Here is a 25777-nt window from a genome sequence, read left to right as displayed (position 1 = left end):
CGGCTATTTCAGGAAAGCCTCACGGTCGCTGGCGGTGATCGGACGTAATACGCGGCAGGGTACACCTGCCGCGACCACATCCGGGGGAATGGATTTGGTCACCACACTGCCAGCTCCAATCACGCTGTTACGCCCAATCGTCACCCCCGGATTGACTATCACGCCGGTGCCCAGCCAGACATTATCTTCAATGACGATAGGCAGCGAGAATTGCTGACCGGTGATGCGGATGTCAGGATCGATGGGATGTCCGGCAGTGGCGAGGGTGACGTTCGGTGCGAACATCACGTTATCGCCAATGGTCACGGTGGCGTCATCCACCACCGTGAGATTGAAGTTGGCGTAAAAGTGGTTGCCGATATGAATATGCGTGCCGTAGGCGACACGCAGCGGCGGCTCTATCCAGCAGGACTCCCCCAGACTGCCCATAATACTTTTGAGCAATTGCAGGCGCTTTGCCTCTTCAGAAGGGCGCGTGAGATTGAAATCATACACCCGCTCTTTTCCGGCACAGCGTTCCTCCGGCAATCCTTCGCCCATGTCCGTATACAGCTCACCCTTATTCATCTTTTCGCGCGTCGACATTGCGTGTTCCTTTGTCAGAGAATGGCGGAGTAAAACCCGCAGTCTACTGACAAAGAAACGCAATGTGAACGTACGACAATTTCATTACATCAACTATGCGACACGGGTCTCGCGGCGCGGGCTGACCGGTGTGTCGTCTTCCTCGTCATCCTGCGGGATTTCCAGTTTTTCATGCCCGGAAGCCACGCCCCAATAATAGCAAACCAGCGTCACGACCACGACCAGCACCATGTCCAGCGGGCTGGAAATCGCACCCGTTCCGCCGTAGGTGCCGAAGTAAGAGAGAATGAAAATCGCGATGTAATAAGCCAGCAACCACCACGCGCTCTGCACATCACGTTTGAAATGCTGATCTTTCTTGCCGAACAAAACGTACGCCACCCACGCAATGACCAGGATCGGGATCAGCAATTCGTTCACCGACCAGCCGCTCCAGTAAATCAGCAGGGTACTGGCGACAAACGCCAGCGGGCTGAGCAGGCCAAACACCGGCAACCGGAACGGACGTGGCAGATTTGGTAACCGTGAGCGCATAACACCGGCGTTGACCGGACCGGGCATATAGGTGAACACGGTCGCGGACGTCACTGCACCGATCAGCCCGCCCCAGACCTGAAATTCAGACGGCAGCGTCCAGGCAATGGCCAGAATCAGCGACAGCCAGAGTGCGCCGCGCGGTACGCCGGATTTCGGATCGACTTTGGCGAAAATCGAGAACAGATGGCCGTTCTTCGCCCAGGCAAACAGCACGCGGGAAGCCCCGGCGAGATAGATATTCCCGGTCCCTGCCGGAGAAATGACGGCGTCGATCAGGATCAGGTTAATCAGCCACGTAATGCCCAGACTGCGCGCCAGATCGGCATACGGCGACTGGAAGATCGTTTTCAGCCCGACCCAGCCATGTGCGCTGAGGATGTCGGCGGGCACTGCGCCCATAAAGGCGAACTGCAACAGAATGTAGATCACGAAGCTGATGCCAATGGCCAGCATGATGGCGATCGGGATATTGCGCTGCGGGTTTTTCGCCTCGCTGGCGAAATCCACCGCCTGACGGAAACCGAGATACGCAAACACAATGCCAGCGCCGGTCAGCGACGAGAAGATACCGTGCACGCCGCCCGGTGCGGTGCCCGGTACGCTCAGGTTACCGCCGTGGAAATAGCCGAACAGCGTCACAATTACCATCAGCGGGACGATGAATTTGAAAGTCGTAATAATGGTATTGATGCGCCCGAAGAAACTGACGCTCCAGTAGTTCAGCAGGAAGAAACCCACCAGCAGAACGATTTGCATCACAAAGCCGAGGCCGGTCGGGCTGCCGTCGGTCTGGCCCAGCGCGGGCCACCAGTACATCGCATACTGACGCACGGCTTCCACTTCCACGCCAGCAGTACTGGTGTACGCCAGCAGCGAACTCACGCCGATAACAAAACCCACCACATTACCGTGCGTGTAATTCGGATAGCGGACAAAACCCCCGGCACGCGGAATGGCGGCGGCAAGCTCGGCGAACACCAGCCCAATCAGCAGCACCATCACTGCGCCGAGCAGCCACGCCCAGCCGGTTAATCCGCCCGCATAGCCGGAACTGGTGAGTGCCGCATAAAGCCATCCGGAACCGATCATGGAGCCGACACCAAGTAATGTCAGATCCACCAGTCCTAATTTCTTTTTCAACGTCCCCTGAGTCATAGGATCCTCTTTAGGGTTGAAGAGTTGGGAAGACGGCAGAAACCTTCACTGCCAAAAAGGGAATTTGCACCGGCGCAGGAATTGCGCGGTCGGAAGGTATTGAGCAGGAACCATGCCAGTCATGTGATTTGCATCACATTCTTTCCCTGACGGCGGAAATCACACTCTGCTTATGGTTTGCATGCTATCTGATGGCGCAAAAAGACACCGGGAAGGTCACGCCATGCACCTGCGGGGTGCAGCTGACGCCTCATGGTTATGCGGAGGTTTTGGCTAATCTCAGCAGAAAAGCCTGGTGTAACTGAATATTACAAGCACAGAACGCTAAATGTCCTGTGCCTTCGCCTTCCTTTTTAGAGTCTATACTTACTGCCATATCCCGTGTTGAACGGCATAAATCAGGAGGATCCCCTATGTCTGCCCAATTAGAAAAACTGTCCGCGCATCCTTTATTCAAGACCGGCTACTTTGCCGGGGGTAAATGGCATGAGGCCAGAGAAACGTTTGATGTGCTGAATCCGGCCACCGGCGAGGTGGTGGCTAAAGTGGCAAAAGCCGGTAAAGCAGAGACGGAAGCTGCGGTGAAGGCGGCCAGCGACGCGTTCCCTGAATGGCGCAAAACCACGGCAAAAGCCCGTTCTGAAATTCTGCATCGCTGGTATGAGCTGATGCTGGAAAACAAACAATTCCTCGGCGAGCTGATGGTGGCCGAACAGGGCAAGCCGCTGAAAGAGGCGCTGGGCGAAGTCGATTACGCCGCCAGCTATCTGCAATGGTTCAGCGAAGAAGCCAAACGCGCCAACGGCGAAATCATCCCTCCGGCCAAAGCCGGCTCGCGCATTCTGGCGACCCGCGAACCGGTCGGTGTTGTCGCGGCAATCACGCCGTGGAATTTCCCGCTGGCGATGCTGACCCGCAAACTGGGTCCGGCGCTGGCGGCAGGCTGTACCGGCCTGATCAAACCGGCCAGCAACACGCCGTTGTCGGCCTTTGCCTTGTTGCAACTGGCGCAGGACGCCGGTGTACCGGACGGCGTGATCAACGGCGTGGCCGGGGATACGGCGGCGATCAGCGACGTGATCATGGCGAGCGACGCGGTGCGCAAAGTCTCCTTTACCGGCTCGACCGCCATCGGTAAAACGCTGGTGCGTAACAGCGCCGACACCATGAAAAAAGTGTCGATGGAACTGGGCGGCAACGCGCCGTACATCGTGTTTGACGATGCCGATATTGAGGCGGCGGTGCAGGGCGCCATTACCTGTAAATTCCGCAACAGCGGACAGGTTTGCGTGTGCATAAACCGGATTTACGTGCAGGACGGCGTGTACGAGGCATTCACCTCGCGTCTGGTGGAAGAGGTGCGCAAGCTTAAAGTCGGCAACGGCATGGACGAGGGCGTGATTGTCGGGCCGCTGATCAATATTCAGGGGCTGGAGAAAGTCGAAGAACACGTCAAAGACGCGCTGGAGAAAGGCGGACGGCTGATGGAAGGCGGCCAGCGTCATAAACTCGGCGGTAACTTCTTCCAGCCGACGGTCATTATCGATGCGACGGATGACATGAAAGTGGCGCACGAAGAAACCTTCGGCCCGCTGGCAGCCTGTTTCCGTTTCAGCACGGAAGAAGAGGTGATTAAACGCGCCAATGACACGCCTTTCGGGCTGGCGGCGTATTTCTACAGCCAGAACCTGAAACGCATTTTCCGCGTCGCGGACGCCATCGAAAGCGGCATGATCGGCGTTAACGAATGTGCGATTTCCAATGAAGCCGCGCCGTTCGGCGGGGTGAAAGAATCCGGCCTGGGACGCGAAGGCTCGGTGCTGGGGCTGGAAGAGTATTTGCAGGTGAAAACGCTGCATTTAGGAAATCTTTAAGTCAGCTTTCCAGATACGGCGTTTTAAGAAACAATAAACAGGAACAGATTTATGCGGGCTAAACACAAAGGACGCCAATGACGGTATTTAACGGGCTACGGCCGCGCAAACTGATGATGGCGGTCGCCGTGATCGCGGGACTGTGTGGCATCGCAGGACAGATTGTCGCGAAAACGACACATAACCCGGGCACTATCGTGACGGGGACGGAAGAGAAAACGGTGATCAGCTATTTGCGCCAGAATCACCAATTGCCGGAAAACTACATCACCAAGAAAAAGGCGCGGGAGGCCGGATGGGATGCACGCGCCGGGAATCTGTGTGATGTCTTGCCGGGCAAAGCCATCGGCGGCGACCGTTTCTCTAACCGGGAAGGGCGGCTGCCTTCGGCCTCAAAACGGGTCTGGCGTGAAGCGGATATCAACTATCGCTGCGGACGCCGCGGCGCTGACCGCGTGCTGTTTGCCAGCGACGGGCTGATTTACGTCAGTAAAGATCATTATCAGCATTTCGTTCGGGTGGAGTAACGTCGATGAATAAAGTGAGCTTCGATTTTAATCACATCCCGGATTTACCCGCATTCTACCGCGAGTTTGCCCGTCAGTTTGCGCTGACCGACAGCTTCGGCGCGAATCTGGACGCACTCTGGGACGAGGTAACGGGCGGGATTTCACTGCCGGTTGAGATAGATTTCATGAACCTGAATGCCAACCGTAAACGACGTTTCGGCGCATTAATTTTGCTGTTTGAAGAAGCGGAAGAAGAACTGGAAGGCGCGCTGCGTCTGAACCTGCCGGAGAAACCGGCGGCGAAGGCCAAAGGCTGAAAAGAAAAAACCCGCCATCAAAGCGGGTTTTTGTTTTTTAGTCCTGACCTTCAGCCAGTTCGCGCAGATACTGGAAGATCTGGCGGTAAGATTTTGGCGGCTTGTTGGCAGCTTTCTCTTTCTGTGCGTTGCGGATCAGCGCACGCAGCTGCTGGCGGTCGGCTTCCGGATACAGTTCCAGCACCGGCGGGATCGCATCGTCACCTTCTTCCACCAGACGGTCACGCAGCATTTCCAGTTTATGGAACAGCGACACCTGCTGGTTGTGGCGGTTTTTCAGCTTATCCAGCGCAGTCTGGATTGGCTCTACATCGCGGGAACGCAGCATTTTGCCGATCAGCTGAAGCTGACGGCGGCGGCCTTCTTTCTTGATCTTCTGCGCCAAGTCGATCGCCGCGCGCAGATCGTCGTCCAGCGGCAGTTTGTCCAGCGAGTTTTTACCCAGCTCAACCATTTCTGCACCGAGATCTTTCAGCGCCTCGGCGTCACGTTTGATTTCACTTTTACTGACCCAGATGATTTCATCATCATCGTCGTTCTCGTTGGTGTCGGGAACGTCGTCGTGCCAGTCGTCAATTTTCTTTGTCATGGGCGCTTCCTCTTAACGAGGTAATCCTGTCAGTTTGATTGTGCTTTATTGCTTCGGCGGCATTATGCAGGGTTATGCCGCATACATCCATGTTCTGTTGCAACTTTGGGCATAACAACGCCGGAGTGAATGCGAAATTGTGGCGAGTCTCTGTTAGACTCAAAGGTAAGCGTTTCTGTATATCAGTGTAGAACAAACCCTTTAATCTCATAAGCGATGGCATGCCGATGAACGTAGTGAATCAAGTAGCGCAACAGCGTAAAACCCTGGAACAGGCCGTATCTCAGGCGCTGGAACTGGCGAAAGCCGGTTCAGATGCTGCCGAAGTGGCGGTCAGCAAAACCACCGGTATCGGCGTCAGTACCCGTTTTGGCGAAGTGGAAAACGTTGAATTCAACAGCGACGGCGCGCTGGGCATTACCGTTTATTATCAGAACCGTAAGGGCAGCGCCTCTTCTACCGATTTAAGCCCGGACGCCATTTCCCGCACCGTGCAGGCGGCGCTGGATATCGCCCGTTACACCTCGCCGGATCCGTTCGCGGGCGTGGCTGACAAAGAGATGCTGGCGTTCGACGCGCCGGATCTGGACCTCTTCCACCCGGAAGAACTCGATGCCGATCGCAGTATCGAACTGGCCGCCCGTGCTGAACAGGCGGCGCTGAAAGCCGATAAGCGCATCACCAACACCGAAGGCGGCAGTTTCAACAGCCATTATGGCATCCGCGTGTTCGGCAACAGCCACGGCATGTTGCAGAGCTATTGCTCGACGCGCCATTCGATTTCCGCCTCGGTTATCGCGGAACACCAGGGCGACATGGAACGCGACTACGCTTATTCCATCGCGCGTAAAATCAGCGACCTGAAAGATCCGGAATGGGTCGGCGCAGAATGTGCACGCCGCACCTTATCGCGTCTGGCTCCGCGTAAATTACCGACCATGCAGGCACCGGTGTTGTTCGCTTCCGAAGTGGCGACCGGCCTGTTCGGACATCTGGTCGGGGCGATCAGCGGCGGCAGCATCTACCGTAAATCGTCCTTCCTGCTCGACAGCCTCGGCAAGCAGATCCTGCCGGAGTGGCTGACCATCGAAGAGCATCCGCATCTGTTACAGGGGCTGGCATCCACGCCGTTCGACAGCGAAGGTGTGCGCACTGAGCGTCGCGACATCGTGAAAGACGGCATCCTGCAAAGCTGGCTGATGACCTGTTATTCCGCACGTAAACTCGGTCTGCAAACCACCGGTCACGCGGGCGGCATCCATAACTGGCGCATCGCCGGTCAGGGTGATGATTTCGCCGGTATGCTGCGTAAGCTCGATAAAGGTCTGGTCGTGACGGAACTGATGGGTCAGGGCGTCAGCGGCGTCACCGGTGACTACTCACGCGGCGCGGCCGGTTTCTGGGTCGAGAATGGCGAAATCCAGTATCCGGTCAGTGAAATCACCATCGCCGGAAACCTGAAAGACATGTGGCGCAACATGGTCGCCATCGGCAGCGATATCGAAACCCGCAGTAATATCCAGTGCGGTTCCGTGCTGTTACCGGCTATGAAAATCGCCGGCGAGTAATTCTCCTGCGAAGCAGCGGTCGCCTGATCGCTGCTTCTCACCTGCCACCCTTCTTTACAAAAAATTCATCCCGTTTTCCTCTCTCTCAGCCTATTTTTATAAAGCCTTACAAGCAATGTCGTTTTATCTAACAAATAAATAACAATAGAGAGAAAGATCATGCGTAAACAACTGATGGCGTTAGCGGTAGTCGCAATGCTGGGAAGCAGCACGGTGGTACTGGCAGCAGATTTAGAAACGGACATGGACACCATTTCTGATAATTACAGCAAGGTGCTGAAAACCAACGATCAGGCCGAACTGACCACCGGTCTGGCGAACATGAAAGCCGCAGCGGAAGACGCGAAAAAAGCCACGCCACCGAAACTGGAAGGCAAAGCCCCTGACAGCCCGGAAATGCAGGATTACCACAAAGGGCTGGATACGCTGATCGGCCAGATTGATAAAGCTTCTGCTTTAGCGAAAGCGGGTAAAGTGGATGAAGCGAAGAAAGAAGCTGAAGGGTTCAAGGCGACAAGGAATGAGAACCACAAGAAGTTTAAGTAAGCAGATGGCGGGTGTCTTGCTCCTCCCCTGCGAAGGGTAGGGAGTAAACCCCACATTATTTCATGGTGAGAAATAGCCGGAATTGATCGCTGTCCTGCTCCTCCCCCTGCGAAGGGGGAGGCGGGGAGGGGGTTTTAAAGGCAAAACCAATGTCAGTGCAAACTTCAACTTATTGATTCGTCATTAATACCCCACCCCAACCCTCCCCTTCGCAGGGGAGGGAGCCGTTCAGCGCGTTGCCTTCAACCTTCGCAGAACAAGGAGTTAACTGCCTTAACGTCTCAACTCCCCCGCCGCCTCCGGCTGAAACAACAACTCCAGCACGGTGATGTGGCTTTCCTCGCCATTGGGCATTTCCCACGTGATACTTGCGCCCACGCGCAGCCCCAGCAGGGCAGCGCCCAGCGGGGCCATCACCGACAGTTGCTCGTTGCTGTCTTTCAGCGCCGCCGGATAGACCAGCGTGCGGATGTGTTCTTCGCCGTCTTTACCTTCAGTAAAGCGAACCTTGCTGTTCATCGTCACTACGTCGGCAGGGATTTCCTCGGGCGGCAAAATCTCGGCGCGATCTAACTCGTCATTCAGTGCGTCGGCGACCGGGCTGCTGGCAAACGCCGGTTGCGCCAGCAGTGTGTCCAGGCGTTCTGCGTCAAGTTCATTGATGATCAGTGTCGGTTTACTCATAACATTCTCCATGGTTCCTTTTGCATCACCCGCTTCATGCGAGTGGGGTGCCGGTCGGCAAAAAATAACACCCCTGCGGGTAAGCGCAGGGGTGTCGGTAATTTGCATGTGTTCTTTGATACTAGGCACTCTTAAGCGGAAATGAAAGCGTTGTGAGGGAATTAATCCGCATTGCGAAAAATCCGATTACCAGTGTAATACGCTGCTACACCCTGCAATATTCAGTGATATGGCGACTTAACTTTTCGTTTTGCGAATTGGATCTGCTCAGCGCATCGTATTTCCACTTCGAACTGGAAAAAGACCCTCTACACAGGAAATCTTACCGGGGTTAGGGTAAAGACAGACGAAATACACGGCTGAAAATAGTGGGCCGGGCAAGGAGAGAGGTAACCGCGAGTGAATAACGCAAGCGCATCTGTGAATGGGACCGGGCGGATTGAATTGAAAGATGCTGCGGCGATAACAGAGCAAGTATTAAAAGATATTCAGACAATGCAAAGTGCGAAGAATATCTACACCACCGATGTTCAGTTGCAGATGTTAACGTCACACGTTAAAGCCATGGTATTACGCTCGATTACCGGTGAGCCGTTGCCTGAAGTCGAAAAAGAGTTATTTGATGAAATCTCTGCCGACTCCATGCATATGGCAGAGGACGTGGTGAGCTGGTTCGGGAATTTACCGATTGAGGAAGCGTATTTGCTCTCGGTACATTTTGAAGTGGCCAGAGACAACGAGCCGAAATAATTTTTATTGAAATTTTAATACATTAATTAATGTGGAGATGTGAATCATGGGACAAGTATTAGTTGTGATCGGCGACCGTTTAGGTAAAGGCCAGAAAGTGGCAGCAGGCGTGGAAGCGGCTGGCGGAAAAGCCATTGTTGTCCCCGGTATGGCGGCAGACATGAAACTCGGCGACGTGATGAAAGCAGAAGGCGCGACCTTTGGTATTTCTTTCTGCGGCAGTGGCGGTGCAGGTGCGATTACCGCACAAAACAAATACGGATATAAAGCGAAGTACGGGATGCGTTCAGTTGATGAAGGTGTCACGGCGATTAACGAAGGCTGTTTAGTATTAGGGTTCGGATTTATGGATAAAGAAGAACTGGGTCAGCGTCTGGTTGAAGCTTATAACAAGAAGTATGGTCAGGCGTAATGAAGCAACAATTAACCACGACAGTCCGGGTTGAAGGAAAGGGCGAAAATAAGGCTGCCGCCTTTTCTTCCGCACTGAGTCAGGTTCAGAGAACGGTTCTCCAATCGTCTGCTAATAATGTCTTGCTGCGCATTGAACCGCAGGACGTCAAGGTAATAAAGGCAGAGGAGTCGGTTAAAAGAGAAAAGTTTCTGTTCTTTTTTCTGGCCAGGGAAAGAAAGAGTTATTACGTGGCGTTAGACATTACCGTCAACCTGACTGTTATTAATACGGAACAGGTAGTTTTTGTCACGAAATAAAAACGTTAGCTATAAATGACAAGGATATACTGATGTTTTTAATTATTTTATTTAAGTCGCTTATTATCGGCGGACTGGTTGGGGTGGGCGTAGGTGCGGGTGCCGCACGTATGTTCCATGCGCCAACCGTGCAAGGAATGGGGGCTTTTCGTACGCTTGGGGAATTAAACTCCTGTGAAGGCGATCCGGCTTCGCATTTCTCATTCGGTCTGGGCTTCTTCTTTAACGCCTGGGCATCTTCCGTGGCGGCAGGTTCTTTCACTCAGGACGTTGACCACCGCATCATTCCTCACTGGGCCACCGCTGCCCTGATGTTCAAAAACCGCAATGTCACTGAAACCCTGCACGACCCGCGCAAGATGGCGATTGCGGGCGGCATCATCGGCATGATTGTGGTGGCCTTCCTCAACACCACCGCGTCTGCCGTGCCTGCGGCGTTGCAGGTCACGGCCATTAAAGTGCTGGTGCCTGCGGCGAACCTGCTGGTGAACACCGTCATGCCGGTGATTTTCTGGCTGGCGGCGATCGATGCAGGACGTCGTTCCGGTTTCTGGGCCACCATTTTTGGCGGTCTGGCGCAGATGATCATGGGGAACGCCGTGCCGGGTCTGGTGCTGGGTATCCTGATCGGTAAAGGCGTCGAAGAGAGCGGCTGGAACCACGTCACCAAAGTGATGATGGCGGCGATTATCGCGCTGTTCGTTCTCAGCGGTTTCTTCCGTGGTTTCGACGTCAAGCTGTTGCAATCCTTCATGCTGGACGTCCCGACATGGCTGAACGGCATTCACAACTCACTCAGCGGTAAGTAAGGGGAACATGACAATGGAAGAACAAGCCAAACGTGGTTTCTGGTACGCCGAGTGGTCGTTCCCGATTTTTGTCGGACTGCTGTCTTCCGGCGTTTTCGCCGGGACACACATGTATTACCTGTACGGCATCGGTGCATTTAACGAAGTGGCCTTTGTGTCGATGCTGCGTTCCGGCATGGATACCGGCGTGTACGGCGCAGTGGCGGCCTTTGGTGCCAGCTTCCTGTTTGCCCGCATCATCGAAGGTTCGCTGGTCGGTATTCTCGATATCGGCGGCGCGATCCAGACCGGTATCGGCCTGGGCGTTCCTGCAATGCTGCTGGGCGCCGGGATTATCTTCCCGGTGGCGAACTTTGCCGCCTCGCTGGTGACCGGCCTGATCCTCGGGTTAGCCGTCGGTTACATCATCATTCTGGCGCGTAAATTCACCATCAATCAGAGCAACTCCACCTACGGCGCTGACGTGATGATGGGCGCGGGTAATGCCTCCGGCCGCTTCCTCGGGCCGTTGATTATCCTCTCCGCAATGGCCGCATCGATTCCTATCGGTCTTGGCTCGCTGATTGGCGCACTGGGTTTCTATCTGTGGCAGAAGCCGATTACCGGTGGTGCCATTCTCGGTGCGATGGTGCTGGGCGCCATCTTCCCGGTTTCACTGTAAGAAGCAGTACATAAGCAGTAAACGGGCGTCAGGAACACTCCTGACGCCCGAGATTATGGAGAACGTCGTATGTATGACTTAATCATCCGCCAGGCATTACGCGCAGACGGCAGCCTGACTGATATTGCAATTCGCGACGGCAAATTCGCCACCATTGGCACGCTGGCTTCCGATGCCACCGCCCGCCAGACCCTCGATCTTCAGGGCAAGGTTTACGCCAGCGCAGGTTGGATCGACTCCCATGTTCACTGTTATCCCAAATCGCCGATTTATCATGACGATGCTGACCTGATTGGCATCGCCTGCGGTGTCACCACCGTGGCAGATGCCGGCAGCACCGGTGCCAATGATGTCGACGATTTTTATCAGCGCACCCGTGCGGCGAAAACCAACGTTTACGCGTTTCTGAATATCGCGCGTACCGGCATTGTCACGCAGAACGAACTGGCGGACATGACGCAGATCGACAAGGTCGGCGTGCGTGACGCCATCGCGCGAAATCCCGGTTTTATCATCGGTATCAAGGCGCGGATGAGCAGCAGCGTGGTCGGCCAGAACGGCATCAAACCGCTGGTGCGCGCCAAAGAAATTCAGCACGAAAACAACGACCTGCCGCTGATGGTGCATATCGGCAATAATCCGCCGAACCTCGATGAAATCGCGGATTTACTGACCTCCGGCGACATTATTACTCACTGCTATAACGGTAAACCGAACCGCATTCTTTCGCCGGAAGGCGTGCTGCGCGATGCCATCAAACGTGCGCTGAGCCGCGGCGTATTACTGGATGTCGGTCACGGCACCGCGAGTTTTAGCTTCGACGTGGCGGAACGGGCGATTAAGCAGGGCATTTTGCCGCACACCATCAGCTCCGATATTTATTGCCGCAACCGCATGAACGGGCCGGTGCACAGCCTGGCGACCGTGATGTCGAAATTCTTCAGCGTCGGCATGACCCTGCCGCAGGTGATTGACTGCGTCACCTCGCACGCCGCCGACGCGCTGCGCCTGCCTGCCAAAGGCCGTCTGGAAGTCGGTGCTGACGCCGACCTGACCCTGTTTGAACGCCGTCAGACGCCGCAGGTGTTTGTCGATTCCGAAGGACAGTCCGTGAAGGGCGAAAGTTTGCTGGTGCCTCTGGCCGCTGTGGTCGCGGGCGTCACCCTGTTAACCGAAGAAGGGAAATCTGCTCATGTCTTCTGAACACTCTTTGTATGAAAAATATGATTTAAAACAGGTTATTAACGCCTCAGGTCGCATGACGGCGCTGGGTGTGTCCACGCCGCGTGAAGAAGTGGCGGCAGTGGTGAATACCGGCCTGAATCATTACTTCGAGATGAAAGATCTGGTGAACAAAACCGGCGCTTATATCGCGAAACTGCTTAACGTCGAAAATGCCGTGGTGGTGTCCTGCGCCTCTGCCGGGATCGCGCAGTCCGTTGCGGCGGTGATCGTCAAAGATGACGCCTGGCTGCTGGAAAACCTGCACGCTGCGCCGCTGGAGATCCCGCACGATATCGTGCTGCCAAAAGGCCATAACGTGAACTTCGGCGCGCCGGTCGCCACCATGGTCACGATGGGCGGCGGCAAAGTGGTGGAAGCCGGTTACGCCAACGAATGTTCTGCCGCGCAACTCGCCGCCTGCATCACGCCGCGTACGGCCGCCATTCTGTACATCAAATCGCATCACAGCGTGCAGAAAAGCATTTTGTCGGTGGCCGAAGCCGCAGAAGTGGCGCGTGCGCATAACCTGCCGCTGATTGTTGATGCCGCCGCAGAAGAAGATCTGACCTGCTATTACGAGATGGGTGCGGATCTGGTGATTTACAGCGGCGCAAAAGCCATCGAAGGGCCGACCAGCGGTCTGGTGCTCGGCAAGAAACAGTACGTTGAATGGGTAAAACTGCAATCCGGCGGCATTGGCCGTGCGATGAAAGTCGGCAAGGAAGGCATTCTCGGCCTGACGCAGGCGATTGAAAGCTACATCACGCTGCCGAAAACCACCGGACAGGAAATGGTCGACAAGATGACGCCATTCATCGCCAGCCTGAATGAGATCAACGGCGTGACCGGTCGTGTGGTCTGGGACAGTGCCGGACGTGATATCGCCCGCACGGAAATTACTTTCGATGAAGCGGTGCTCGGCTTGAAAACCAAAGACATTGTGGATGCCATGAAGAACGGCGATATCGCGATTTATTTCCGTGGCTACCGCGCCAACGAAGGCAAGATTGAAGTCGATGTGCGCAGCGTGACCCCGCCGCAGCTCGCCATCGTCGCACAACGTTTTAAACACCTTTTCAGCGGAGACAAAGCATGAAGCTGACCCCGAATTTCTACCGTGACCGCGTGTGCCTGAACGTGCTGGCCGGTTCTAAAGACAATGCCCGTGACATTTACGCCGCCGCAGAAGGCCACGTGCTGGTCGGCGTGCTGTCGAAAAATTACGCCGATGTGACGAGCGCGGTCGCGGACATGAAGGAATACGCGGCGCTGATTGAAAACGCCTTGTCCGTCGGCTTAGGCGCGGGCGATCCGCGGCAGTCGCTGATGGTCAGCCAGATTTCTGCACAGGTTCAGCCGCAGCACGTCAATCAGGTGTTTACCGGCGTCGGCACCAGCCGTGCGCTGCTCGGGCAAAACGACAGCGTGGTCAACGGTCTGATTTCTCCGACCGGCAAAGTGGGCTTTGTGAAGATCAATACCGGGCCGCTGAGTTCTGCGGCCAGCGATGCGATTGTGCCGGTGGAAACGGCGATTGCGCTGCTGAAAGACATGGGCGGCAGCTCGGTGAAATATTTCCCGATGGGCGGCCTGAAAACCCGTGACGAATTCGCCGCCGTGGCGCGTGCCTGTGCGGAGCAGGATTTCTGGCTGGAGCCGACCGGCGGAATCGATCTGGAAAACTTTGAGCCGATTATGGAAATCGCGCTGGCGGCAGGTGTCACCAAAATCATCCCGCATATCTACAGTTCGATCATCGACAGCGCGTCGGGCAACACCCGTCCTGACGATGTGAGAACGCTGCTGGCCAGCGTTAAAAAGCTGGTGGGCTGAAGGTTCTGACCTTTCCTGCGCGGTAAGCCGTCTGCGCGGTTAAACACTCTGCATCCCTCAACCTTCGGGCGGATGCAGAGTTATCTTGTTTGTCTGACAGCCCCCAAATTTTGAGGAAATGTATGAGAAACTGGTTTCTGATTTCAGGTTTAACCTCCGCGATGCTGGCCGTGACCGCCGCGCCGCTTTATGCAGCAGAAAAAACAATGACCTCCACGACTCCGCAGTTTGCTTACGTCGGCACCTACAACCCGAACGGGGAAGGTGTCTACCGCTTTAAATTCGATCCGAAAACCGGCGCACTGAGCGATAAAACCCTCTCCAGCCAGTTGCCCAATCAGGCGCAGATGGTGCTCAGCCACGACGGCAAAACGCTGTTCATCGGCAGTGAAACTGATGATTACAACGGCGGCAAACACGGTGCCGTGGCCGCTTACCGTATTGCGCCGGAAGACGGCAGCCTGACGCTGATCAATCAGGTGGATTCGCAGGGCGCAGGGCCGGTGTATTTGTCGCTGACGCCAAAAGGCGACCATCTGCTGGTGGCGAATTATATCAGCGGCGTGGTGGCGGTTTTCCCGGTGGATGCCAGCGGAAAACTGAGTGAGGCCAGCCACAGCCAGCAGGATTCCGGTCCGGCGGGCGCAGGTAAACCGGCGGCGGCGGCAGAAGGCAGCTTTGCCATCAGCGACCATAACGGGCCGCACGCTCACATGATCGCCACCGATCCTTCCGGTAAATTCGTGTTCTCCACGGATCTCGGTCTGGACAGGATTTATCAGTGGAAACTCAACAGCGAAACCGGCGTGCTGGAAGCCAACGATCCGCCGTTTATCAACGCGTCTTCAGAAGGTGCAGGGCCGCGCCATTTTGTGTTTCATCCGAACGGCAAAGTGGTTTTCCTGATCAACGAGGAAGCCTCGACGCTGACCAGTTATCGCCTTGATGCGGCAAAAGGCACGCTGACGCAACTGCACAGCCTTTCATCGCTGCCGGCCGGTTTCAAAGGCACTAACTTTGCCGCAGGCATTGTGCTGAGCAGGGACGGCAAACATCTGTACGTGGCGAACCGTCTGCATAACAGCATCGCGCAGATCAACGTGACCGGCGAAGGCGCAATGACCTGGCACGATGACGTCTGGACGCGCGGCGACTACCCGCGCACGCTGACATTGTCACCGGATGGCAAATATATTTACGCAATGAATCAACGAAGCGATAACATCACCCGATTCAAGGTATCTGCTGAAAACGGCAAACTGACGTTCGTCGATGGCTATGTTGCGGTCGGCAGTCCGTCGCAAATGGTGATCGCGCCGTCGCCGGAATAATATGGAAAAACAATGGTGAGATTTCCCAATCAACGGCTGGCGCAATTGTTTGATGCGCTGCAAACCGAAACGTTGCCTCAGGATGAACTGGCGAAACGTCTGTCCGTCTCGACGCGGACGGTGCGTGCAGACATCACGGCGCTGAATGAAATCATCGCAGACTATGGCGCGACGTTCGTACACAGCCGTGGCAGCGGTTATCAGCTGCGGATTGACGATCACACCTTGTTCTCCTCGTTACAGCAGCCGGTGCAGCGTAAACCGAACCCGACGCCGCGCACGGCGGCTGAGCGGGTAAAGACGTTGCTGATCCGCTTTCTGACCTCGGCCTTTTCTTTGAAGCTGGAAGATCTGGCCGATGAATGGTTTGTCAGCCGGGGAACCCTGCAAAATGATATGGCCGACGTACGCGAGCATCTGGCGCGTTATCACCTGAATATCGAAACCAAACCGCGCTATGGCATGAAGCTGTTTGGCGCGGAGCTGGCGATCCGCGCCTGTCTGACCGATCTCTTGTTCCAGCTTGATGCCGAGGAGCAGGCCAATCCGCTGCTGAAAGCGGAAAGTCTTGAACCGCAGGCGCTGGTGCCGCTGACGCGCTTTATGCATCAGTTGCTGGCGCAGTCTGCCATTCAGCTGACCGATGAAGGCGAGCAGTATTTAATTCTGTATTGCGCGGTGGCGATCAAGCGTATTACCGGCGGTTATCCGCTGACGGATTTCGATGCCGAAGACGGCGATCCGGCGGTGAAGCAGGTGTCCGTGCGTCTGGCGGCGGAACTGAAAAATCTGGTGGGTAAGGAAATCCCGGCCTCCGAAGAAGCCTATCTGCGGGTCAATATCGCGGCCCGCCGGGTGCAGCAGATTTTGCCGACGGACATTAACGCCGACGATGACGAGTCGCTGGTCGATTACATTCTCTCGTATATCAATTCGCACTATAACTATGATTTGCAGGGCGATAAGCAGCTGCGCGCCGACCTGCTGACCCATATCAAGACCATGATTACGCGGGTGAAATACCAGATTAATATCCCCAATCCGCTGCTGAACAACATCAAACAGCATTACCCGATGGCGTATGACGTCACGCTGGCGGCGGTGTCGAGCTGGGGGAAATACACGCCCTACACCCTGAGCGAAAACGAGATCGGTTTTCTGGTGCTGCATATCGGCGTCGGACTGGAGCGGCATTACAACATCGGCTATCAGCGGCATCCGCAGGTGATGCTGGTGTGCGATACCGGTAATTCGACCATCCGCATGATCCAGGCGCAGATTAACCGTAAGTATCCGCAACTGGTGATGAAGCAGATTGTGACGCTGCGCGATTACGAGCAACTGGAACATATCGACGAAGATTTTATTATTTCTAACGCCCGCATCAGCGAGAAGAACAAGCCGGTAGTGGTGTTGTCGCCTTTCCCGACGGAATACCAGATGGAACAGCTCGGCAAGCTGGTGCTGGTCGACCGCACGCGGCCTTATATGCTGGAAAAATTCTTCGACGAAAAACACTTTATGATCGTCAACCAGCCGATGACGCAGGCAGAGTTGTTCCGCCATGTGTGCTCACAGCTGGAAGAAGAAGGCTACGTCGATCAGGCGTTTTACCCGTCAGTGGTCGAGCGTGAAGAGATTGTCTCCACCATGCTCGGCGAAGGGATTGCGCTGCCGCACTCGCTGGGACTGCTGGCGAAGAAAACCGTGGTGATCACCTTGCTTTCGCCGCAGGGCATTGCGTGGGGAGAAGGGGAAACCGCGCACGTGATTTTCCTGCTGGCGATCAGCAAGGCCGATTATGAAGAGGCGATGGCGATTTACGATTTGTTCGTGACGTTTGTGCGGGAACGCTCAATGAGCCGTTTGCTGAGCAGTGAGAACTTTGAAAGCTTTAAGGCCATTGCTATCGACTGTTTAAGCCGTATTTAGCCTGCGTCCCTGACGCCGCAGCGGCGTTAGAGGCGTGCGTTCACCCGAATCACTGACTGATGTCAGCTCATCGGGAGTGAGGCGTATTAGTCTTCGTCAAATCCTGAATTGATCAGATTTACCACTGCCGTCAGTGCCTGTTCTTCGTCGGGGCCGGTGGCCTCGATTTCAATCTGCTGACCTTTCGGCGAATCGAGCATCAGCAGCGCAATCACGCTGCTGGCTTCTGCTTCAATGCCTGTGCCGTTGCGCAGCATCACTTCTGATTCAAAGCTCTGCACCAGTTCAAACAACTTCATCGCCGGACGGGCATGCATGCCTAACCGGTTTTTGATTTCTACCGTTTGTTTCACCGTCATTTGCGTTTTTCCAGCGTGCGATGGCGGGACTGAACATTCTTCCCACGGGAACGGAAATAGTCGGCCAGTTGTTCTGCGATATACACCGAACGGTGTTTACCGCCGGTACAGCCAATGGCGACGGTCAGATAGCTGCGGTTGTTGGTTTCCAGCATCGGCAGCCATTGTTCGAGATAGCTTCGGGTCTGGTAGATAAAGTTGTGTACTTCGGTATGACGGTCAAGGAACGCCGCCACCGGCTTATCAAGGCCGGTCATCGGACGCAGTTTCGGATCCCAGTGCGGGTTCGGCAGGAAACGCACGTCGAAGACGTAATCCGCATCAATCGGAATGCCGTGTTTGAAACCGAAGGACTCGAACACCATCGTCAGTTCGCGCTCGCGTTTCCCCAGCAGGCGGGTACGCAGCATTTCTGCCAGCTCATGCACGGACATTTCGGAGGTGTCGATGATCAGATCCGCCGACGAACGCAGCGGTTCGAGCAGATCGGCTTCTTCATCAATGGCACTTTCGAGGGATAAATTTTTGCTGGAAAGCGGGTGCAGACGACGCGTGTCGCTGTAGCGGCGGATCAGGGTATTGCGGTCAGCATCAAGGAACAACAGCTGCGGTGAGAAGCTCTCCGGCAGTTGTGACATCGCATGCTCATAAACTTCCGGTGTTTCTGGCATGTTACGGACGTCAATGCTGACGGCCGCAGACGTATTGCGTTCAACAAGGGTCTGGGCGAGCTGCGGCAGTAACACCACCGGCAGGTTGTCCACACAGTAAAAACCCATGTCTTCGAGTGCCCTCAGGGCAACCGACTTCCCGGAACCGGAACGGCCGCTGACAATCATCAGCACCATGGTGTCACTCCCCTGGCATTCAGTGTTCAGCATTCATTTTCCCGGCACGAAAACCGGGATCAGACGCTATTCGTTTTCAGTCATTATCTGGAACAGTTCTTCGTCGCTTTGCGCTCCGCGCAGACGGCGACACACTGTTTTATCAGCCAATTTCTTAGCAACTAACGATAAGGTGTGTAAGTGGGTTTTACATTGATCTGCCGGAACCAGCAAGGCAAAAAGTAAATCTACCGGCTGATTATCGATGGCGTCAAAAGCGATCGGCTGTTCCAGCTGAATGAACACCCCGACGGCACGTAAAGTATCTTCTTCCAGCTTTCCGTGCGGGATGGCGATCCCGGCACCGATCCCGGTGCTGCCCATACGTTCACGGGTCAAAATGGCGTCGAAAATCACCTGTGGCGATAAATTTAATTGCTTAGCGGCCAGTTCGCTGATGATTTCCAGTGCGCGTTTCTTGCTGGCGCAATGAACGCCACTTTTGGTGCATTCGGCATTGAGCACCGACGTTAATTGCATTGCAGTATCGTTAATCATGTCATCTTTCACTTTTGCGCTGTTTCACCCTTAAAGCTATATCGGCTCGTTTCCCGAAGGTCACAAGCCGATGCCCGAAGGTTTGTAGCACAGGGTTGGCTACATGAATGTCAGTGCTGTTTCAGTTTGTCTTTATGTTTATTCAGCTGGCGGGCCAGTTTATCAACCAGTCCGTCAATCGCTGCGTACATATCCTGATGTTCCGAGGTGGCATGTAATTCGCCTCCATTCACATGCAAAGTCGCTTCCGCAACTTTTTGCACCTTTTCCACGCTCAACACCACATACACCTGATTAATCCTGTCGAAATACTGCTCGAGCTTGGCCAGCTTCGACGTGATGAATTCTCTCAGGGGATCCGTGATCTCAATGTGATGTCCGGTAATGTTGAGCTGCATAATGTCTTCCTTCTCTGTTGAGGTCAAACTAACTGTTTACGTTGGTTTGAGGGCGGGATGGACAAAGACTCTCGGTATTTGGCGACGGTCCGTCGTGCGACCATGATCCCCTGATCGGAAAGCAGGGTCGCTAACTTACTGTCACTGAGCGGTTTTACAGGATTCTCCGCTGCGATTAATTTCTTCACCAGCGCCCGGATGGCGGTTGACGATGCCTCGCCGCCGCTGTCTGTACTGACATGGCTGGAGAAGAAATACTTCAGTTCGAAAATGCCACGCGGGCTGTGCAGGAACTTCTGCGTCGTCACACGTGAAATTGTCGATTCGTGCATTTCTACGGCACTGGCGATATCGGCCAGCACCATAGGTTTCATAAATTCTTCACCCAGTTCAAAGAACGCCTGCTGCTGCTCAACGATGCAGCGCGTCACTTTTAACAGCGTGTCGTTACGGCTTTCCAGACTTTTGATTAACCACTTGGCTTCCTGCAGATTGCTGCGGATAAACTGGCCGTCGCTGTCGCTGCGTGCGGAATTGCCCATCGCGGCGTACTGCTGATTTATCTTCAGTCGCGGAATGCTGTCGGAATTCAGTTCGACCGTCCAGACACCTGACACTTTACGCACCAGCACATCCGGGATCACGTATTCGGATTCACCGGTATTGATCGACTGGCCCGGACGCGGATCAAGAGACTGGATCAGGAGCATCGCTCCTTTCAGTGTATCTTCTTTTAACCGGGTTGATCGCATAAGTGCACGGAAATCATGGTTCGCCAGCAAATCGAGATGTTCGCTGATGATCAGACGGGCTTCGGTGATAAACGGGGTGTCAGTAACATATTGAGAAAGCTGGATCAGCAGACAGTCGCGCAGATCACGCGCCGCCACGCCCACCGGGTCAAAGCGTTGAACGCGCTTAAGCACGGCTTCAACTTCGTCCATGGTGATGTTTTCGTCACCCACGCTTTCAAGAATATCTTCAAGGGAAACGGTGAGGTAACCGGTGTCATCCACCGCATCGACGATGGAGGTGGCAATCGCGGCATCGGTATCGGAAAACGGCGTCAGTTCCACCTGCCACATCAGGTAATCCTGCAGGGTCTGGGTGGTTTCGCCCTGGTAAATCGGCAATTCGTCATCGCTGTAATCATTGCCGGTACCGGACGGCGTGCCTGCGGTGTAAATCTCATCCCAGGTCGCATCCAGCGGCAGCTCTTCGGGCATGTCTTTTTGCTCGAGGGCTTCGCGGGTATCTAATCCTTCGTTGTCGGTGGTTTCCACCGCATCGATTTCATCATGAAGGTCGGTTTGTTCCAGCAGAGGGTTGCTCTCCAGCGCGAGTTGGATCTCCTGCTGGAGCTCGAGCGTGGACAATTGCAACAGGCGGATGGCCTGTTGTAACTGAGGAGTCATTGCCAGTTGTTGGCTGAGTCTGAGTTGCAAACCTTGCTTCATATCTTGGCTTAATTCCGTTGATGAGTGAGAACGGCAACACTTCTGTCAGAGACGGCCTGTTTCAGTTTAAGTTGAAACAGGCACGGTTCCGGCGGCACAGATCACAGACGGAATTCTTCACCAAGATAAACACGTTTAACTTGTTCATCAGCAAGAATGTCGGCTGGCGTGCCGTGGGCGATCAATTTCCCCTGACTGACGATATACGCGCGTTCACACACATCGAGTGTTTCACGCACGTTATGGTCAGTGATCAGTACGCCGAGGCCGCTGTCACGTAAATGCTCAATGATTTTTTTGATGTCGATAACTGAAATCGGGTCAACCCCGGCGAACGGTTCATCCAGCAGGATGAATTTCGGGTTCGCTGCCAGCGCACGGGCAATTTCTACACGACGGCGTTCACCCCCGGACAGTGACTGACCGAGGTTATCGCGCAAATGAGAAATATGGAACTCTTCCATCAGTTCATTGGCGCGATCGTTACGCTGTTCTTTGTTCAGATCATCACGGATCTGCAACACCGCCATCAGGTTATCAAACACGCTGAGACGACGGAAAATGGACGCTTCCTGCGGAAGGTAGCCGATACCGCGACGGGCGCGGGTATGCAGCGGAAGCAGGCTGATGTCTTCTTCATCGACGACAATACGCCCCGCATCGCGCTGAACGATACCCACCACCATGTAAAAGGTGGTGGTTTTACCGGCACCGTTTGGCCCTAATAATCCGACGATTTCACCTGAGTTGACCATCAGGCTGACATCTTCAACGACCTTGCGGCCTTTGTATGCCTTGGCCAGATTCTCTGCGATTAATTTTGCCATAAAATATCAGTTACTCTTTTTGGTCGGCTGGCCGCCTGCTGCAGGCGTTTTCTGTTGCAGCTGCGAAGGAACCAGTACGGTCGTCACACGGTTACCTTTATCACTAAAAGCTTCCATTTGCTGTTTTTGCACCAGATAGGTGATGCGGTCGCCTTTGACATTGCTGTCCAGCTGTTCAAGGTAAGCATTGCCGGTCAGGGTCACCAGATCGTTTTCCACTTCGTAGCGGACTTTCTGGGCGTGGCCTTTAACCGGTTTACCGTTGTCCTGCATCTGATAGAACGTCACCGGGTTGCCGTAACCTTCCACCACTTCTTTGCCGGAAACACCCTGCGGGCGGATCACGACAACTCTATCGGCTTTCACCTGGATCGTACCCTGATTCACCACCACGTTGCCGGTGAAGGTCGCGGTATTGGTGTTCACGTCCAGCGCCTGATTTTGCGAATCAATGGTGATCGGCTTCGTCGTGTCATCTTTCAATGCAAAGGCCGGAATGCTGACGGCTAACAATGAGCTGACGATCAGGAGATCACGGAATTTATTTTTTGCTTTGAATTTCATAAGAGGTCGTTACCTTTTCGATCAGCTCTGCTGTTTTATCACGCAGATTACCACGCATTTTCATGCCATTAGATGTAAAACCTGTGCCATAAAGCGTTACTTCATCGTCTGAGGCAACGTCCTGTGTCGTCAGGTTAACCCGTGCATTGTCCGTTTTGATTCTTTGCAGCTGTGATGTTTCAGGGGTCAGGCTGTCGGCCTGCACATGCCCGTAAAGATAGAGCATCTTATCCTGAGTCAGTTTCGCTTTATCAGAACGCAATACCCAGGTGGCGACTTTGTTCTTGTCATACATGGTGGCTACCGGATTGGTAAACCATGTCACCTGATCAGCGGTGTAATATTTTACCTGATCTGACACCAGTTTATACGTCAGGCTACCCAGCGGGTCATACACCATCGTGACGGTGTGGGCGCTCTGATAGGTCGGATCCTGATCGTTGACGGCCTGCGGGACATCATCACTGTTGTCAGACAGCGACCAGCCAATCAGTATCAGAACAATGGCCGTCAGAGCCAGAATAACCCAAAGTCTTGTTTTACTCATATCGACAGCCCTTTGGCGTCCTCCAGCTTACCCTGCGCCAGCAGAATCAAATCACACAATTCACGCACTGCGCCGCGTCCACCCGCAATTCGGGTCACATAATCTGCTTTCGGCAACAGGATAGGATGCGCATCCTGAACCGCGACAGAAAGGCCCACTTCGGCCATCACCGGCCAGTCAATCAGGTCATCACCGATGTAAGCCACTTCGCTGGCCTGTAAAGACAGTGTATCTAACAGTTCGCGGAAGGCCAAAAGCTTATCCGATTGCCCCTGATACAAGTGGCGTATGCCGAGGGTTTTGGCGCGATCTTCCAGCAATTTTGCATTGCGGCCTGTAATAATCGCGACCTCAATGTCAGATGTCAGCAGGCAGCGGATACCGTAACCGTCGCGAACGTTAAAACTTTTCAGCTCTTCTCCCTGATTTCCCATATAGATCAGGCCATCAGACATGACGCCGTCCACATCGCAAATCAGCAGGCGGACCGCTTTCGCCCGCTCAAGCACGTCTGTGCTGACCGGGCCGTAGCAGGTGTCCACCAGGGCTGCGCTATTACTCATTCAGGGCATTCCTCAATTAAACTACGCCAGCGCGCAGCATATCGTGCATATGTAACACACCCAGCAACTGGTCACCATCAGCGACCATGACGCAGGTAATGTGTTTTTCCTGCATTAAATTCAGTGCATCCACCGCCAGAAGAGAAGGGCGGACGCGGATACCGCCGGTGGTCATCACATCGGCAATCGACGCCGTGTTGATGTTAACGCCCATATCAAAGATGCGGCGTAAATCCCCGTCGGTAAAGATGCCTTCGATTTTCATCAAATCATTGCAAATCACCGTCATACCAAGGTTTTTGCGGGTGATTTCCAGAAGGGCATCCCGCAGGGAGGCGTCGCGGGTGACATGCGGGATGTCATCGCCGGTGTGCATAATATCGCTGACACGCAGCAACAGCTTGCGACCCAGTGCTCCGCCCGGATGCGACAGCGCGAAATCTTCCGGCGTAAAGCCACGGGCTTCCAGCAGCGCAACCGCCAGTGCATCGCCCATCACCAGTACCGCCGTCGTGCTGCTGGTCGGTGCCAGACCCAGCGGACAGGCTTCTTTCGGCACTTTCACGCAAAGGTGGACATCAGCGGCTTTGCCCATCGTGCTTTCCGGATTGGACGTCATGCAGATGAGCGTGATGTTCAGGCGCTTCAGGACCGGGATCAGCCCCAGAATTTCATGGGCCTCGCCGGAGTTGGAGATCAAAATCACCACATCCTGCTTCGACACCATGCCCAGATCGCCGTGGCTGGCTTCTCCCGGATGGACAAAGAAAGCCGGTGTGCCGGTGCTGGCAAAGGTGGCGGCCATTTTGCGGCCGATATGCCCGGATTTGCCCATCCCCATCACCACGACTTTGCCTGTGCAGGCAAAGATTTTTTCGCAGGCGCGGGTGAAATCACCGTTAATGTATTGATCTAACTGCTCAAGTCCTTCACGTTCTGTTTTCAGCACATCGCGACCGACGGCCTGGAAATCAAAGTCGGCGGCGAAGGTAAAGTTAGCCATAGTCAGTTCCTGACAGAGTTCAGAAGGCAATGCTGTCCGGTTGCAGGAACAGCAGCGCCATATAGGCGATAAATCCACACAGCAACAATGCACCGGCTAAATGACCGATACGGTGTTTACGCATCAGACACAGGCCGGAAAGCACCACGCTGACCGCCAGCATCACCCAGTAATCGCGATGGAATGCGTCCGGGTTGAACGAACCGGGTGCCACCAGCGCGGGTAATCCCAGCACCAGGCAGGTGTTAAAAATATTGGCACCGATGATATTGCCCAGCGCGATATCATCCTCACCTTTAATCGCCCCGGCGATAAATGTCGCCAGTTCCGGCAGGCTGGTGCCGATAGCAATGACTGTCAGACCAATCACCAGTTCACTGACGCCGAAATAGCGGGCAATCACTGTACTGTTGTCGACAATCATCCCGGACGCCAGCGGCATGATGATAAAGCCCAGCGCCAGCCACAGAAACGCCACGGTGTTGCTGCTGTCCTGCGGAAGTTCGGACATCTGCTCGTAGGTCAGCGTATCCAGTCCTTCTTTCTCGGCGGCGCGGGCGATTTTTATCACCAGCATCATAAACACGGCGGCACTGGCCAGCAGCAACACACCATCAATGCGGCTGAGTTCGCCGTCGCTGAGCAGAAAACCGCACAGCGCAGTGACCAGTAACAATAGAGGGAGTTCGCGGCGTAATATATCAGAACGAACGGAAAGTGGATGAATCAGGGCGGCACCGCCCAAAATCAGAAGAATATTAATGATATTCGAACCAATTGCGTTTCCGACGGCCAAATCCATCTGATCGTTGATGGCGGCCGTGGTGGACACCACCAGCTCCGGCAGGGAGATCCCGACGCCGACGACGGTCATGCCAATCACCAGCGGAGGAATGCCCATTGAGCGTGCCAACACTGCGGCTCCGTACACCAGACGATCGGCGGCGTAAACTAACAGTAACAAGCCGACAATCATCAGTACGATAGCGAGAAGCATGAAACATCCTTTATTGGGTATAATGCGAGGTTCGTTGCCTTTGCAGGCAGGCGATTCCTTCG

The 25777-nt window shown here is 54.6% G+C and carries 30 protein-coding genes; 15 read left to right on the top strand and 15 right to left on the bottom strand.

Annotation, left to right across the window (positions count from 1 at the left end; all coding sequences use genetic code 11):
* Positions 1-3: 3 nt before the first annotated feature.
* A complete protein-coding gene (locus EDF78_RS18465) occupies positions 4-585 on the bottom strand; it encodes a maltose acetyltransferase domain-containing protein (RefSeq protein WP_133823625.1) in 582 nt (193 codons plus the stop codon).
* Positions 586-678: 93 nt separating this feature from the next.
* Positions 679-2262 carry an APC family permease gene (locus tag EDF78_RS18460; RefSeq protein WP_232770193.1) on the bottom strand — a complete coding sequence of 528 codons (1584 nt, stop codon included), beginning with the start codon at positions 2260-2262 and terminating at the stop codon, positions 679-681.
* 428 nt (positions 2263-2690) lie between these two features.
* Between EDF78_RS18460 and EDF78_RS18455 the strand changes: the two genes are divergently transcribed.
* From EDF78_RS18455 to EDF78_RS18445, 3 genes are all read left to right on the top strand, one after another.
* Positions 2691-4151: an NAD-dependent succinate-semialdehyde dehydrogenase gene (locus tag EDF78_RS18455; RefSeq protein WP_133823624.1), complete on the top strand. Its 1461-nt coding sequence runs from the start codon at positions 2691-2693 to the stop codon at positions 4149-4151.
* Positions 4152-4228: 77 nt separating this feature from the next.
* Positions 4229-4678, top strand: a complete 450-nt coding sequence (locus EDF78_RS18450) for a ribonuclease domain-containing protein (protein ID WP_119823074.1) — start codon at positions 4229-4231, stop codon at positions 4676-4678.
* A 5-nt stretch (positions 4679-4683) separates the two neighbouring features.
* Positions 4684-4977 (top strand): barstar family protein, encoded by a 294-nt coding sequence (locus EDF78_RS18445; protein WP_133823623.1) that lies wholly within the window; start codon positions 4684-4686, stop codon positions 4975-4977.
* A gap of 37 nt (positions 4978-5014) precedes the next feature.
* On the opposite strand, the gene yjgA is transcribed toward EDF78_RS18445, so the two are convergent.
* Positions 5015-5566, bottom strand: a complete 552-nt coding sequence (yjgA, locus tag EDF78_RS18440; RefSeq protein ID WP_015698912.1) for a ribosome biogenesis factor YjgA — start codon at positions 5564-5566, stop codon at positions 5015-5017.
* Between the two features lie 227 nt (positions 5567-5793).
* Between yjgA and pmbA the strand changes: the two genes are divergently transcribed.
* Entirely contained in the window at positions 5794-7134 is a 1341-nt protein-coding gene (gene pmbA, locus EDF78_RS18435; protein ID WP_095924404.1) for a metalloprotease PmbA, read from the top strand.
* A gap of 159 nt (positions 7135-7293) precedes the next feature.
* The gene (cybC, locus tag EDF78_RS18430; protein ID WP_133823622.1) at positions 7294-7680 is read left to right on the top strand and encodes a cytochrome b562; all 387 of its coding nucleotides are present in this window, start codon (positions 7294-7296) and stop codon (positions 7678-7680) included.
* Between the two features lie 273 nt (positions 7681-7953).
* Here cybC and rnk read toward each other — a convergent pair whose 3' ends face one another.
* The gene (gene rnk, locus EDF78_RS18425) at positions 7954-8364 is read right to left on the bottom strand and encodes a nucleoside diphosphate kinase regulator (protein ID WP_095924406.1); all 411 of its coding nucleotides are present in this window, start codon (positions 8362-8364) and stop codon (positions 7954-7956) included.
* 399 nt (positions 8365-8763) lie between these two features.
* Between rnk and EDF78_RS18420 the strand changes: the two genes are divergently transcribed.
* From EDF78_RS18420 to EDF78_RS18375, 10 genes are all read left to right on the top strand, one after another.
* Positions 8764-9114, top strand: a complete 351-nt coding sequence (locus EDF78_RS18420; protein ID WP_133823621.1) for a PRD domain-containing protein — start codon at positions 8764-8766, stop codon at positions 9112-9114.
* 46 nt (positions 9115-9160) lie between these two features.
* Entirely contained in the window at positions 9161-9526 is a 366-nt protein-coding gene (locus EDF78_RS18415) for an SFCGS family glycine-rich protein (RefSeq protein ID WP_013577270.1), read from the top strand.
* Positions 9526-9825 (top strand): DUF4312 family protein, encoded by a 300-nt coding sequence (locus EDF78_RS18410; RefSeq protein WP_013577269.1) that lies wholly within the window; start codon positions 9526-9528, stop codon positions 9823-9825. The genes EDF78_RS18415 and EDF78_RS18410 overlap by 1 nt, the downstream gene beginning before the upstream one ends.
* 32 nt (positions 9826-9857) lie before the next feature.
* Positions 9858-10634: a DUF4311 domain-containing protein gene (locus EDF78_RS18405; RefSeq protein ID WP_013577268.1), complete on the top strand. Its 777-nt coding sequence runs from the start codon at positions 9858-9860 to the stop codon at positions 10632-10634.
* Positions 10635-10647: 13 nt separating this feature from the next.
* Entirely contained in the window at positions 10648-11295 is a 648-nt protein-coding gene (locus EDF78_RS18400; RefSeq protein ID WP_047605604.1) for a DUF4310 family protein, read from the top strand.
* Between the two features lie 69 nt (positions 11296-11364).
* Positions 11365-12498, top strand: coding sequence for an amidohydrolase/deacetylase family metallohydrolase (locus tag EDF78_RS18395; protein ID WP_133823620.1), 1134 nt, complete (start codon positions 11365-11367; stop codon positions 12496-12498).
* A complete protein-coding gene (locus EDF78_RS18390; protein ID WP_133823619.1) occupies positions 12488-13615 on the top strand; it encodes a DgaE family pyridoxal phosphate-dependent ammonia lyase in 1128 nt (375 codons plus the stop codon). The genes EDF78_RS18395 and EDF78_RS18390 overlap by 11 nt, the downstream gene beginning before the upstream one ends.
* Positions 13612-14352 (top strand): KDGP aldolase family protein, encoded by a 741-nt coding sequence (locus EDF78_RS18385; RefSeq protein ID WP_119822415.1) that lies wholly within the window; start codon positions 13612-13614, stop codon positions 14350-14352. Before EDF78_RS18390 ends, EDF78_RS18385 begins: the two co-directional genes overlap by 4 nt.
* A gap of 122 nt (positions 14353-14474) precedes the next feature.
* Positions 14475-15683, top strand: a complete 1209-nt coding sequence (locus tag EDF78_RS18380; RefSeq protein ID WP_133823618.1) for a lactonase family protein — start codon at positions 14475-14477, stop codon at positions 15681-15683.
* A 12-nt stretch (positions 15684-15695) separates the two neighbouring features.
* A complete protein-coding gene (locus EDF78_RS18375; RefSeq protein ID WP_166654474.1) occupies positions 15696-17615 on the top strand; it encodes a PRD domain-containing protein in 1920 nt (639 codons plus the stop codon).
* A gap of 86 nt (positions 17616-17701) precedes the next feature.
* Here the strand turns inward: EDF78_RS18375 and npr are convergent, their stop codons facing one another.
* The 11 genes from npr to EDF78_RS18320 form a co-directional block, all read right to left on the bottom strand.
* Positions 17702-17974 carry a PTS phosphocarrier protein NPr gene (gene npr / locus EDF78_RS18370; RefSeq protein ID WP_056776243.1) on the bottom strand — a complete coding sequence of 91 codons (273 nt, stop codon included), beginning with the start codon at positions 17972-17974 and terminating at the stop codon, positions 17702-17704.
* A complete protein-coding gene (gene rapZ, locus EDF78_RS18365) occupies positions 17971-18822 on the bottom strand; it encodes an RNase adapter RapZ (protein WP_095925264.1) in 852 nt (283 codons plus the stop codon). Before rapZ ends, npr begins: the two co-directional genes overlap by 4 nt.
* 66 nt (positions 18823-18888) lie before the next feature.
* Positions 18889-19371, bottom strand: a complete 483-nt coding sequence (gene ptsN / locus EDF78_RS18360; protein WP_173362074.1) for a PTS IIA-like nitrogen regulatory protein PtsN — start codon at positions 19369-19371, stop codon at positions 18889-18891.
* A gap of 98 nt (positions 19372-19469) precedes the next feature.
* Complete coding sequence (gene hpf, locus EDF78_RS18355) at positions 19470-19757, bottom strand: ribosome hibernation promoting factor (RefSeq protein ID WP_013577259.1); 288 nt, start codon at positions 19755-19757, stop codon at positions 19470-19472.
* Between the two features lie 23 nt (positions 19758-19780).
* Positions 19781-21214: an RNA polymerase factor sigma-54 gene (gene rpoN, locus EDF78_RS18350; protein WP_119822417.1), complete on the bottom strand. Its 1434-nt coding sequence runs from the start codon at positions 21212-21214 to the stop codon at positions 19781-19783.
* Positions 21215-21315: 101 nt separating this feature from the next.
* Positions 21316-22041 (bottom strand): LPS export ABC transporter ATP-binding protein, encoded by a 726-nt coding sequence (gene lptB / locus EDF78_RS18345; RefSeq protein WP_095924414.1) that lies wholly within the window; start codon positions 22039-22041, stop codon positions 21316-21318.
* A 6-nt stretch (positions 22042-22047) separates the two neighbouring features.
* Positions 22048-22605: a lipopolysaccharide ABC transporter substrate-binding protein LptA gene (lptA, locus tag EDF78_RS18340; protein ID WP_095924415.1), complete on the bottom strand. Its 558-nt coding sequence runs from the start codon at positions 22603-22605 to the stop codon at positions 22048-22050.
* A complete protein-coding gene (gene lptC / locus EDF78_RS18335) occupies positions 22583-23152 on the bottom strand; it encodes an LPS export ABC transporter periplasmic protein LptC (RefSeq protein ID WP_133823617.1) in 570 nt (189 codons plus the stop codon). Before lptC ends, lptA begins: the two co-directional genes overlap by 23 nt.
* Positions 23149-23715 (bottom strand): 3-deoxy-manno-octulosonate-8-phosphatase KdsC, encoded by a 567-nt coding sequence (gene kdsC, locus EDF78_RS18330; protein ID WP_095924417.1) that lies wholly within the window; start codon positions 23713-23715, stop codon positions 23149-23151. Before kdsC ends, lptC begins: the two co-directional genes overlap by 4 nt.
* Positions 23716-23731: 16 nt before the next feature.
* Positions 23732-24718: an arabinose-5-phosphate isomerase KdsD gene (gene kdsD, locus EDF78_RS18325; RefSeq protein WP_095924418.1), complete on the bottom strand. Its 987-nt coding sequence runs from the start codon at positions 24716-24718 to the stop codon at positions 23732-23734.
* A gap of 19 nt (positions 24719-24737) precedes the next feature.
* Positions 24738-25715, bottom strand: coding sequence for a calcium/sodium antiporter (locus EDF78_RS18320; RefSeq protein ID WP_095924419.1), 978 nt, complete (start codon positions 25713-25715; stop codon positions 24738-24740).
* Between the last annotated feature and the right edge of the window lie 62 nt (positions 25716-25777).

Origin of the sequence: Rahnella sp. BIGb0236 (assembly GCF_004364755.1) — a bacterium.
GTDB classification, from domain to species: Bacteria; Pseudomonadota; Gammaproteobacteria; order Enterobacterales; family Enterobacteriaceae; genus Rahnella; species Rahnella victoriana.
This window is presented reverse-complemented; position numbering and strand designations above follow the sequence as displayed.

Excerpts from the sequence above, each read along its gene's own strand:
- EDF78_RS18465 (WP_133823625.1), bottom strand. The coding sequence starts at position 585 with ATGTCGACGCGCGAAAAGATGAATAAGGGTGAGCTGTATACGGACATG.
- EDF78_RS18455 (WP_133823624.1), top strand. The coding sequence starts at position 2,691 with ATGTCTGCCCAATTAGAAAAACTGTCCGCGCATCCTTTATTCAAGACC.
- EDF78_RS18450 (WP_119823074.1), top strand. The coding sequence starts at position 4,229 with ATGACGGTATTTAACGGGCTACGGCCGCGCAAACTGATGATGGCGGTC.
- EDF78_RS18445 (WP_133823623.1), top strand. The coding sequence starts at position 4,684 with ATGAATAAAGTGAGCTTCGATTTTAATCACATCCCGGATTTACCCGCA.
- yjgA (WP_015698912.1), bottom strand. The coding sequence starts at position 5,566 with ATGACAAAGAAAATTGACGACTGGCACGACGACGTTCCCGACACCAAC.
- pmbA (WP_095924404.1), top strand. The coding sequence starts at position 5,794 with ATGAACGTAGTGAATCAAGTAGCGCAACAGCGTAAAACCCTGGAACAG.
- cybC (WP_133823622.1), top strand. The coding sequence starts at position 7,294 with ATGCGTAAACAACTGATGGCGTTAGCGGTAGTCGCAATGCTGGGAAGC.
- rnk (WP_095924406.1), bottom strand. The coding sequence starts at position 8,364 with ATGAGTAAACCGACACTGATCATCAATGAACTTGACGCAGAACGCCTG.
- EDF78_RS18415 (WP_013577270.1), top strand. The coding sequence starts at position 9,161 with ATGGGACAAGTATTAGTTGTGATCGGCGACCGTTTAGGTAAAGGCCAG.
- EDF78_RS18410 (WP_013577269.1), top strand. The coding sequence starts at position 9,526 with ATGAAGCAACAATTAACCACGACAGTCCGGGTTGAAGGAAAGGGCGAA.
- EDF78_RS18405 (WP_013577268.1), top strand. The coding sequence starts at position 9,858 with ATGTTTTTAATTATTTTATTTAAGTCGCTTATTATCGGCGGACTGGTT.
- EDF78_RS18400 (WP_047605604.1), top strand. The coding sequence starts at position 10,648 with ATGGAAGAACAAGCCAAACGTGGTTTCTGGTACGCCGAGTGGTCGTTC.
- EDF78_RS18395 (WP_133823620.1), top strand. The coding sequence starts at position 11,365 with ATGTATGACTTAATCATCCGCCAGGCATTACGCGCAGACGGCAGCCTG.
- EDF78_RS18390 (WP_133823619.1), top strand. The coding sequence starts at position 12,488 with ATGTCTTCTGAACACTCTTTGTATGAAAAATATGATTTAAAACAGGTT.
- EDF78_RS18385 (WP_119822415.1), top strand. The coding sequence starts at position 13,612 with ATGAAGCTGACCCCGAATTTCTACCGTGACCGCGTGTGCCTGAACGTG.
- EDF78_RS18380 (WP_133823618.1), top strand. The coding sequence starts at position 14,475 with ATGAGAAACTGGTTTCTGATTTCAGGTTTAACCTCCGCGATGCTGGCC.
- EDF78_RS18375 (WP_166654474.1), top strand. The coding sequence starts at position 15,696 with ATGGTGAGATTTCCCAATCAACGGCTGGCGCAATTGTTTGATGCGCTG.
- npr (WP_056776243.1), bottom strand. The coding sequence starts at position 17,974 with ATGACGGTGAAACAAACGGTAGAAATCAAAAACCGGTTAGGCATGCAT.
- rapZ (WP_095925264.1), bottom strand. The coding sequence starts at position 18,822 with ATGGTGCTGATGATTGTCAGCGGCCGTTCCGGTTCCGGGAAGTCGGTT.
- hpf (WP_013577259.1), bottom strand. The coding sequence starts at position 19,757 with ATGCAGCTCAACATTACCGGACATCACATTGAGATCACGGATCCCCTG.
- rpoN (WP_119822417.1), bottom strand. The coding sequence starts at position 21,214 with ATGAAGCAAGGTTTGCAACTCAGACTCAGCCAACAACTGGCAATGACT.
- lptB (WP_095924414.1), bottom strand. The coding sequence starts at position 22,041 with ATGGCAAAATTAATCGCAGAGAATCTGGCCAAGGCATACAAAGGCCGC.
- lptA (WP_095924415.1), bottom strand. The coding sequence starts at position 22,605 with ATGAAATTCAAAGCAAAAAATAAATTCCGTGATCTCCTGATCGTCAGC.
- lptC (WP_133823617.1), bottom strand. The coding sequence starts at position 23,152 with ATGAGTAAAACAAGACTTTGGGTTATTCTGGCTCTGACGGCCATTGTT.
- kdsC (WP_095924417.1), bottom strand. The coding sequence starts at position 23,715 with ATGAGTAATAGCGCAGCCCTGGTGGACACCTGCTACGGCCCGGTCAGC.
- kdsD (WP_095924418.1), bottom strand. The coding sequence starts at position 24,718 with ATGGCTAACTTTACCTTCGCCGCCGACTTTGATTTCCAGGCCGTCGGT.
- EDF78_RS18320 (WP_095924419.1), bottom strand. The coding sequence starts at position 25,715 with ATGCTTCTCGCTATCGTACTGATGATTGTCGGCTTGTTACTGTTAGTT.